At 60.3% G+C, this 7,086-nt stretch carries 6 protein-coding genes; 2 read left to right on the top strand and 4 right to left on the bottom strand.

Features of this window, described 5'->3' with window-relative positions; genetic code table 11:
• Window positions 1-44: 44 nt before the first annotated feature.
• From AC1MEK_RS26850 to AC1MEK_RS26865, 4 genes are all read right to left on the bottom strand, one after another.
• A complete protein-coding gene (locus AC1MEK_RS26850; protein ID WP_480399277.1) occupies window positions 45-1,490 on the bottom strand; it encodes an NAD(P)(+) transhydrogenase (Re/Si-specific) subunit beta in 1,446 nt (481 codons plus the stop codon).
• Complete coding sequence (locus AC1MEK_RS26855) at window positions 1,490-1,813, bottom strand: NAD(P) transhydrogenase subunit alpha part 2 (protein ID WP_120128378.1); 324 nt, start codon at window positions 1,811-1,813, stop codon at window positions 1,490-1,492. The genes AC1MEK_RS26850 and AC1MEK_RS26855 overlap by 1 nt, the downstream gene beginning before the upstream one ends.
• Before the next feature lie 11 nt (window positions 1,814-1,824).
• Entirely contained in the window at window positions 1,825-2,946 is a 1,122-nt protein-coding gene (locus AC1MEK_RS26860; RefSeq protein ID WP_480399278.1) for a Re/Si-specific NAD(P)(+) transhydrogenase subunit alpha, read from the bottom strand.
• Window positions 2,947-3,384: 438 nt separating this feature from the next.
• Window positions 3,385-4,281 carry a LysR family transcriptional regulator gene (locus AC1MEK_RS26865; RefSeq protein WP_480399279.1) on the bottom strand — a complete coding sequence of 299 codons (897 nt, stop codon included), beginning with the start codon at window positions 4,279-4,281 and terminating at the stop codon, window positions 3,385-3,387.
• A 174-nt stretch (window positions 4,282-4,455) separates the two neighbouring features.
• On the opposite strand from AC1MEK_RS26865, the gene AC1MEK_RS26870 reads away from it, so the two are divergent.
• Both AC1MEK_RS26870 and AC1MEK_RS26875 read left to right on the top strand, forming a co-directional pair.
• Window positions 4,456-5,637 carry an acyl-CoA dehydrogenase gene (locus AC1MEK_RS26870; protein WP_480399280.1) on the top strand — a complete coding sequence of 394 codons (1,182 nt, stop codon included), beginning with the start codon at window positions 4,456-4,458 and terminating at the stop codon, window positions 5,635-5,637.
• 10 nt (window positions 5,638-5,647) lie between these two features.
• Complete coding sequence (locus AC1MEK_RS26875) at window positions 5,648-6,868, top strand: CaiB/BaiF CoA transferase family protein (protein ID WP_480399281.1); 1,221 nt, start codon at window positions 5,648-5,650, stop codon at window positions 6,866-6,868.
• The last annotated feature ends 218 nt before the right edge of the window (window positions 6,869-7,086 follow it).

The raw sequence follows: 7,086 nt of genomic DNA on the forward strand, positions 1-7,086 counted from the left end.
CCGATACCGGCGCCGAGGGTTCGTTCTGTCGCGGTGTAGAGCGGTTACTCGACAGCCTTGACCATGTCTTCGATGACTTTCTTGGCGTCGCCGAAGACCATCATGGTCTTGTCGAGGTAGAACAGTTCGTTGTCCAGGCCCGCATAGCCGCTGGCCATTGAGCGCTTGTTGACGATGATGGTCTTGGCCTTGAAGGCTTCCAGAATCGGCATGCCGGCGATCGGCGACTTCGGATCGTTCTTCGCCGCCGGGTTGACCACGTCGTTGGCGCCGAGCACCAGCACCACGTCGGCCTGGCCGAACTCGGAGTTGATGTCTTCCATCTCGAACACCTGGTCGTAAGGCACTTCGGCCTCGGCCAGCAGGACGTTCATGTGGCCAGGCATACGACCGGCGACCGGGTGGATCGCGTACTTCACGGTCACGCCGGCGTGGGTCAGCTTCTCGGTCAGTTCCTTGAGCGCGTGCTGCGCACGGGCCACTGCCAGGCCGTAGCCCGGAACGATGATCACGGTGTCGGCGTTGGTCAAAAGGAAGGTTGCGTCGTCGGCCGAACCGGATTTGACCGGACGTGCTTCCTTCGCGCCGCCCGCAGCGCCGGCATCTGCCGCGCCGCCGAAACCACCACCGATCACGTTGAAGAACGAACGGTTCATGGCCTTGCACATGATGTACGACAGAATCGCACCGCTCGAACCCACCAGCGAACCGGCCACGATCAGCATCGAGTTGTTCAGCGAGAAGCCGATACCGGCCGCTGCCCAGCCCGAGTAGCTGTTGAGCATCGATACCACGACCGGCATGTCTGCGCCGCCAATCGGGATGATCAGCAGCACGCCGATGACGAACGCCAGGATCAGCATCACGCTGAAAGCGAACAGGCTGCCGGTGAACATGAACATCAGGCCGAAGAACAGCGTGGCCAGGCCCAGGATCAGGTTCAGCTTGTGCTGGCCGGCGAACTGTACCGGTGCGCCTTGGAACAGGCGGAACTTGTACTTGCCCGACAGCTTGCCGAAAGCGATGACCGAACCAGAGAAGGTGATTGCACCGATGGCGGCGCCGAGGAACAGCTCCAGGCGGTTACCGGTCGGGATCGAATCGCCGAGGTGTGCAACGATGCCCAGCGACTGCGGCTCGACAACCGCCGCGATGGCAATGAACACCGCCGCCAGGCCGATCATGCTGTGCATGAACGCGACCAGTTCAGGCATCTTGGTCATTTCGACGCGCTTGGCCATGATCGAGCCGGCAGTACCACCGACCAGCAGGCCGACGATGATGTAGCCGATACCGGCGCTGGCGCCGTCAGTCGACAAGGCCGCGAGCTTGAACACCAGGCCGATGGTGGTCAGCACCGCCAGGCCCATGCCGCACATGCCGAACAGGTTGCCGCGACGCGAGGTGGTCGGGTGCGACAGGCCCTTGAGTGCCTGGATGAAGCAGATTGCCGAAACGAGGTACAGCAGGGTAACGAGGTTCATGCTCATTATTTGGCATCCTCAGCTTTGGCTTTCGGAGCCTTCTTCTTGAACATTTCCAGCATCCGGCGCGTAACCAAAAAGCCACCGAACACATTCACCGCCGCCAGCGCGACAGCCAGGGTGCCCATGGTCTTGCCCAGTGGCGTGACGGTCAGGGCCGCAGCGAGCATGGCGCCGACGATAACGATCGCCGAGATCGCGTTGGTCACTGCCATCAGCGGGGTGTGCAAAGCAGGGGTGACGTTCCAGACCACGTGGTAGCCGACGTAGATCGCCAGCACGAAGATGATCAGGTTGTAGACGCCGTGAGAGATCAGCATGTCTTCCATTGTTATTGTCCTCAGCCGTTCTTGCGCACGATCTGGCCGTCGCGGCACATCAGGCACGCGGCGACGATGTCGTCTTCGAGGTTGATCTCGAACTGGCCTTCTTTGGTCAGGACCAGTTTCAGGAAATCCAGCAGGTTGCGTGCATAAAGAGCCGAAGCATCAGCGGCCACCAGCGCAGGCAGGTTGGTGTGGCCGACGATGGTCACACCGTGCTCGACCACCACCTGATCGGCGACGGTCAGCGGGCAGTTGCCGCCCTGGGCTGCTGCCAAGTCGATGACCACCGAGCCTGGCTTCATCTGCGCAACGGTTTCGGCGCTCAGCAGCACCGGCGCCTTGCGGCCCGGAATCAGTGCCGTGGTGATCACGATGTCCGCCTGTTTGGCGCGTTCGTGAACCGCAACCGCCTGACGCTGCATCCAGCTGGCCGGCATCGGACGCGCATAACCGCCCACACCCTCGGCCGCTTCACGCTCTTCGTCGGTCTCGTAAGGCACGTCGACGAACTTGGCGCCCAGCGACTCGATCTGCTCCTTCACCGCAGGGCGAACGTCGGAAGCCTCGATCACTGCACCAAGACGTTTGGCAGTGGCGATGGCTTGCAGGCCGGCAACGCCTGCGCCGAGGATCAGCACGCGAGCGGCTTTCACGGTCCCGGCAGCGGTCATCAGCATCGGCATGAAGCGCGGATAGTGATGAGCGGCCAGCAGGACCGATTTGTAACCGGCGATGTTGGCTTGCGAGGACAGGACATCGAGACTCTGCGCGCGCGAGGTGCGCGGCGCTGCCTCAAGGGCGAAGGCGGTGATGCCGCGCTCGGCCATTTTGGCGATGTTCTCGTTGTTGAAGGGGTTGAGCATCCCGATCACCACGGTGCCGCTCTTGATCAAGGTCAGTTCGCTGTCGCTGGGGGCGACGACCTTGAGAATGAGCTCGGCGCCGAAAGCATCGCTGGCGCTGCCGATAGAAGCACCCGCCGCCTCATAGGCACTGTCCGTCACGGAGGCGGTAATGCCTGCGCCCGACTGAACGGTGACCTTATGACCCTGGCCAATGAGCTTCTTGATGGTTTCCGGAGTAGCAGCAACCCGAGTTTCACCGGACTGGGTTTCTAGAGGGACACCAATGTGCACGTCAAATCTCCTGCGTGATCTTTTTTATCTTTTAAAAAGTAGGCCAGCGCACTGCGTATGGCGCGTCTGGTGCAGCGATCACCACGTCCCCGCTACATAAGGCGGGGCGCGGCATTTTGCAGGTGTAACCGGGGTGCTTCAAGGAATTCTGTAACAGGACGCGTCATTAACTACAAGTCACCCTGTGACCGTTTGACGCAACTAACCGCTGCAGGCCTTGTGTAACAAGGCCTGTAGCACTACATGAGTGATTTGAAGTTTTTTTCATGACGGTCAGGTGAATGATGGTCAATCAGGCTGAAAGCCCCGTCATATAAAGGTTTCAGCGTGTTTTCGATAAAGAACACAAGTGTTTCTTAAATGCGACAAACGCGTATATCTGTAGGCTTTTTATGGATTTGACTACAGGGTCAAGAAGATGCCTCGAACAGATGGCGATCAAGGCAGGGCGTAGGTTGCGGCCTGTTGCACCAGCCAGTCGCGAAACGCCTTTAGCGAGGCGGATTCCACTTTACGCTCCGGAATCATCAGGTAATAAGCCTTGATGCTCGACAGTGCATGGGAATTGGCGATCACCAGGCGCTGCTCCGCCAGCTCGCGCTGGATCAGGAATGGCGGGATCAGCGCGACGCCCATGTCATGCATGGCCGCCTGCGCGAGCATGGAGAATAGCTCGTATCGGGCGCCTGTCATGTCTCGCGCGACATTCATGTCCATCGAGTTGAACCACTGGCGCCAGGCGTAGGGTCGGGTGGTCTGTTGCAGCAGTGGCATCTCGGCCAGTTCGCGTGGATTGATGTGGGATTTGTTACCCAGCAATGCAGGGCTGCAGACCGGCATCGGGTTCTCGCTCATCAAGCGATGCGATTCGGTGCCGGACCAGTCGGCATCGCCGAAGTAGATCGCTGCGTCGAAATCCGTGTCGGCGAACAGAAAAGGCCGGGTGCGGTTGGTCAGGTTGATCGTCACGTCGGGGTGCTGCTGCTGAAAATCCTTGAGGCGTGGCAACAGCCATTGAGTGCCGAAGGTCGGCACCACTGCGAGTTCAATCACATTGGTGCCTTGATGGCCCATCACCGACAAGGTATCGCGCTCGACCGCATCGAGTTGCGTGGCGACCCGGCGGCTGTAGGAAAGGCCCGCTTCGGTCAGCTTCACGCCCCTTCGCGAGCGTCGGAACAGTTCCACATTGAGGAACTCCTCCAGGCTTGCGATCTGTCGGCAAATGGCACTTTGCGTGAGGGAAAGCTCGTCGGCAGCCTTGGTAAAGCTTTCGTGACGCGCCGCGGCCTCGAAACTGACCAGCGCGGCGGTGCTGGGGATTTTGCGACGCATATACGTCAACCTCACTCGTTGGGCGGTAAAACCGCTCTTTTAATTGTTTCGGAGTGAGAAATTAGCACAAGACCTTGCGAAATCCTCGTTTGCCGCAGCGCCGATCCGGGCCTAGTCTCATTCCACGGCTTTTCTCGGCCAGGCCCGAGAGCACCATTCAACGAGGAGAACGTCATGGGCGGTAAAGCAAGTTTCAACTGGATCGACCCGCTGTTGCTGGATCAGCAGCTCACCGAAGAAGAGCGCATGGTTCGTGACAGTGCCGAACAGTTCGCCCAGGACAAACTGGCCCCGCGCGTGCTCGAAGCCTTCCGTCACGAACAGACCGACCCTGCGATCTTCCGCGAGATGGGCGAAGTAGGCCTGCTGGGTGCAACCATCCCCGAGCAGTACGGCGGCAGCGGCCTGAACTACGTGTGCTACGGCCTGATCGCTCGTGAAGTGGAGCGGGTCGACTCTGGCTACCGCTCGATGATGAGCGTGCAGTCGTCGCTGGTGATGGTGCCGATCAACGAGTTCGGCACCGAAGCGCAGAAACAGAAATACCTGCCAAAACTGGCGTCCGGCGAATGGATTGGCTGCTTTGGTCTGACCGAGCCTAACCACGGTTCCGACCCGGGCGCGATGATTACTCGGGCACGCTCCGTGGAAGGTGGCTACCGGCTGACCGGCAGCAAGATGTGGATCACCAACAGCCCGATCGCCGATGTGTTCGTGGTCTGGGCCAAGGATGACGCCGGCGACATTCGCGGGTTCATTCTGGAGAAAGGCTGGCAGGGGCTGAGTGCGCCAGCCATCCACGGCAAGGTCGGGCTGCGTGCGTCGATCACCGGTGAAGTGGTCATGGATAACGTGTTCGTGCCGGAAGAGAACATCTTCCCGGATGTTCGTGGCCTTAAAGGTCCTTTCACCTGCCTGAATTCTGCCCGTTACGGCATCTCCTGGGGCGCGCTGGGTGCGGCCGAATTCTGCTGGCACACCGCGCGCCAGTACACGCTGGATCGCCAGCAGTTCGGTCGCCCGTTGGCCGCCAATCAGCTGATCCAGAAAAAACTGGCCGACATGCAGACGGAGATCGTTCTGGCCCTGCAGGGCTGCCTGCGTCTGGGGCGCATGAAGGATGAAGGCACTGCGGCGGTCGAAATCACGTCGATCATGAAGCGCAACTCCTGCGGCAAGTCGCTGGAAATCGCTCGCATGGCGCGGGACATGCTCGGCGGCAATGGCATCTCCGACGAGTTCGGTATTGCGCGCCATCTGGTCAACCTGGAAGTGGTCAACACCTACGAAGGCACCCACGACGTGCACGCGCTGATTCTGGGGCGCGCGCAGACCGGCATTCAGGCCTTCTACTAAGGAGCCTGCCATGGGCGCGCTTTCGCATATTCGTGTGCTTGATCTGTCCAGGGTGCTGGCCGGCCCCTGGGCGGGCCAGATCCTGGCGGATCTTGGTGCGGACGTGATCAAGATCGAGCGTCCCGGCAACGGCGACGACACCCGCGCCTGGGGGCCGCCGTTCCTCAAGGATCCTCGCGGGGAGAATACCTCCGAGGCCGCCTACTACCTGTCGGCCAACCGCAACAAGCAATCGGTGACCATCGACTTCACCCGTCCTGAAGGCCAGAAGCTGGTGCGCGAGCTGGCGGCGAAGTCCGATATCGTCATCGAAAACTTCAAGGTGGGTGGGCTGAAGGCTTACGGGCTCGACTACGAATCCCTGCAGGCCGAGAACCCGAGGCTGATCTATTGCTCCATTACCGGGTTTGGTCAGACCGGGCCGTATGCCAAGCGTGCGGGTTATGACTTCATGATTCAGGGGCTGGGCGGGCTGATGAGCCTGACCGGCCTCCCCGAGGGGGAGGACGGTGCCGGGCCGGTCAAGGTTGGCGTCGCGCTGACCGACATCCTCACCGGGCTGTATTCGACCTCTGCCATCCTGGCTGCCTTGGCCCATCGCGATCAGGGCGGCGTGGGGCAGCATATCGACATGGCGCTGCTGGACGTGCAGGTGGCGTGTCTGGCGAACCAGGCGATGAATTATCTGACAACGGGTAATGCGCCTAGACGACTGGGTAATGCCCATCCGAACATCGTGCCGTATCAGTCTTTTCCCACGGCCGATGGTGATTTCATCCTGACGGTGGGCAACGATAGCCAGTTCCGCAAGTTTGCCGAAGTGGCCGGTCAGCCGCAGTGGGCGGACAATCCGCGATTCGCCACCAACAAGCAGCGGGTTGCCCACCGGACCGAGCTGATTCCGCTGATTCGCCAGGCGACCGTGTTCAAGACCACGAGCGAGTGGGTGGCGGCGCTCGAATCCGCGGGTGTGCCTTGCGGACCTATCAATGACTTGGCGCAGGTGTTCAATGATCCGCAGGTGCTAGCGCGTGGCCTGAGGGTCGAGCTGCCCCATGCGCTGGCGGGCGTGGTGCCGCAAGTGGCGAACCCCATTCGCTTGTCGGGCACTCCGGTGGAGTATCGTCGGGCGCCGCCGCTGCTGGGAGAGCACACGCTGGAGGTGTTGACCGGTGTGCTGGGGCTTTCGGATGAGGCCGTGATGCAGTTGCGTGAGGCCGGGGTTTTGTAGGCCCTTATCTTATATAGGAGCTACAGGAGCGATATTTTCGCTCCTATATAAACTGAAGGAAATGGCTGATTTATCTGGAAATTCGCCTTTTTCACAAAAGTGTCAAATTAAGTGTTGACGCCTGCGCTCATCTCTCTATAATTCGCCCCACTTCTGGCGCAGTCGGAACGAAAAACTCCTTGAATATCAACGAGTTGAGCGTTTCAGATAGCGCGGAG

The organism is Pseudomonas sp. 2, from assembly GCF_056627435.1.

What these genes read in the sequence shown, in the direction of transcription:
- AC1MEK_RS26850 (WP_480399277.1), bottom strand. Translation starts at nt 1,490, where the DNA reads ATGAGCATGAACCTCGTTACCCTGCTGTACCTCGTTTCGGCAATCTGC.
- AC1MEK_RS26855 (WP_120128378.1), bottom strand. Translation starts at nt 1,813, where the DNA reads ATGGAAGACATGCTGATCTCTCACGGCGTCTACAACCTGATCATCTTC.
- AC1MEK_RS26865 (WP_480399279.1), bottom strand. Translation starts at nt 4,281, where the DNA reads ATGCGTCGCAAAATCCCCAGCACCGCCGCGCTGGTCAGTTTCGAGGCC.
- AC1MEK_RS26870 (WP_480399280.1), top strand. Translation starts at nt 4,456, where the DNA reads ATGGGCGGTAAAGCAAGTTTCAACTGGATCGACCCGCTGTTGCTGGAT.
- AC1MEK_RS26875 (WP_480399281.1), top strand. Translation starts at nt 5,648, where the DNA reads ATGGGCGCGCTTTCGCATATTCGTGTGCTTGATCTGTCCAGGGTGCTG.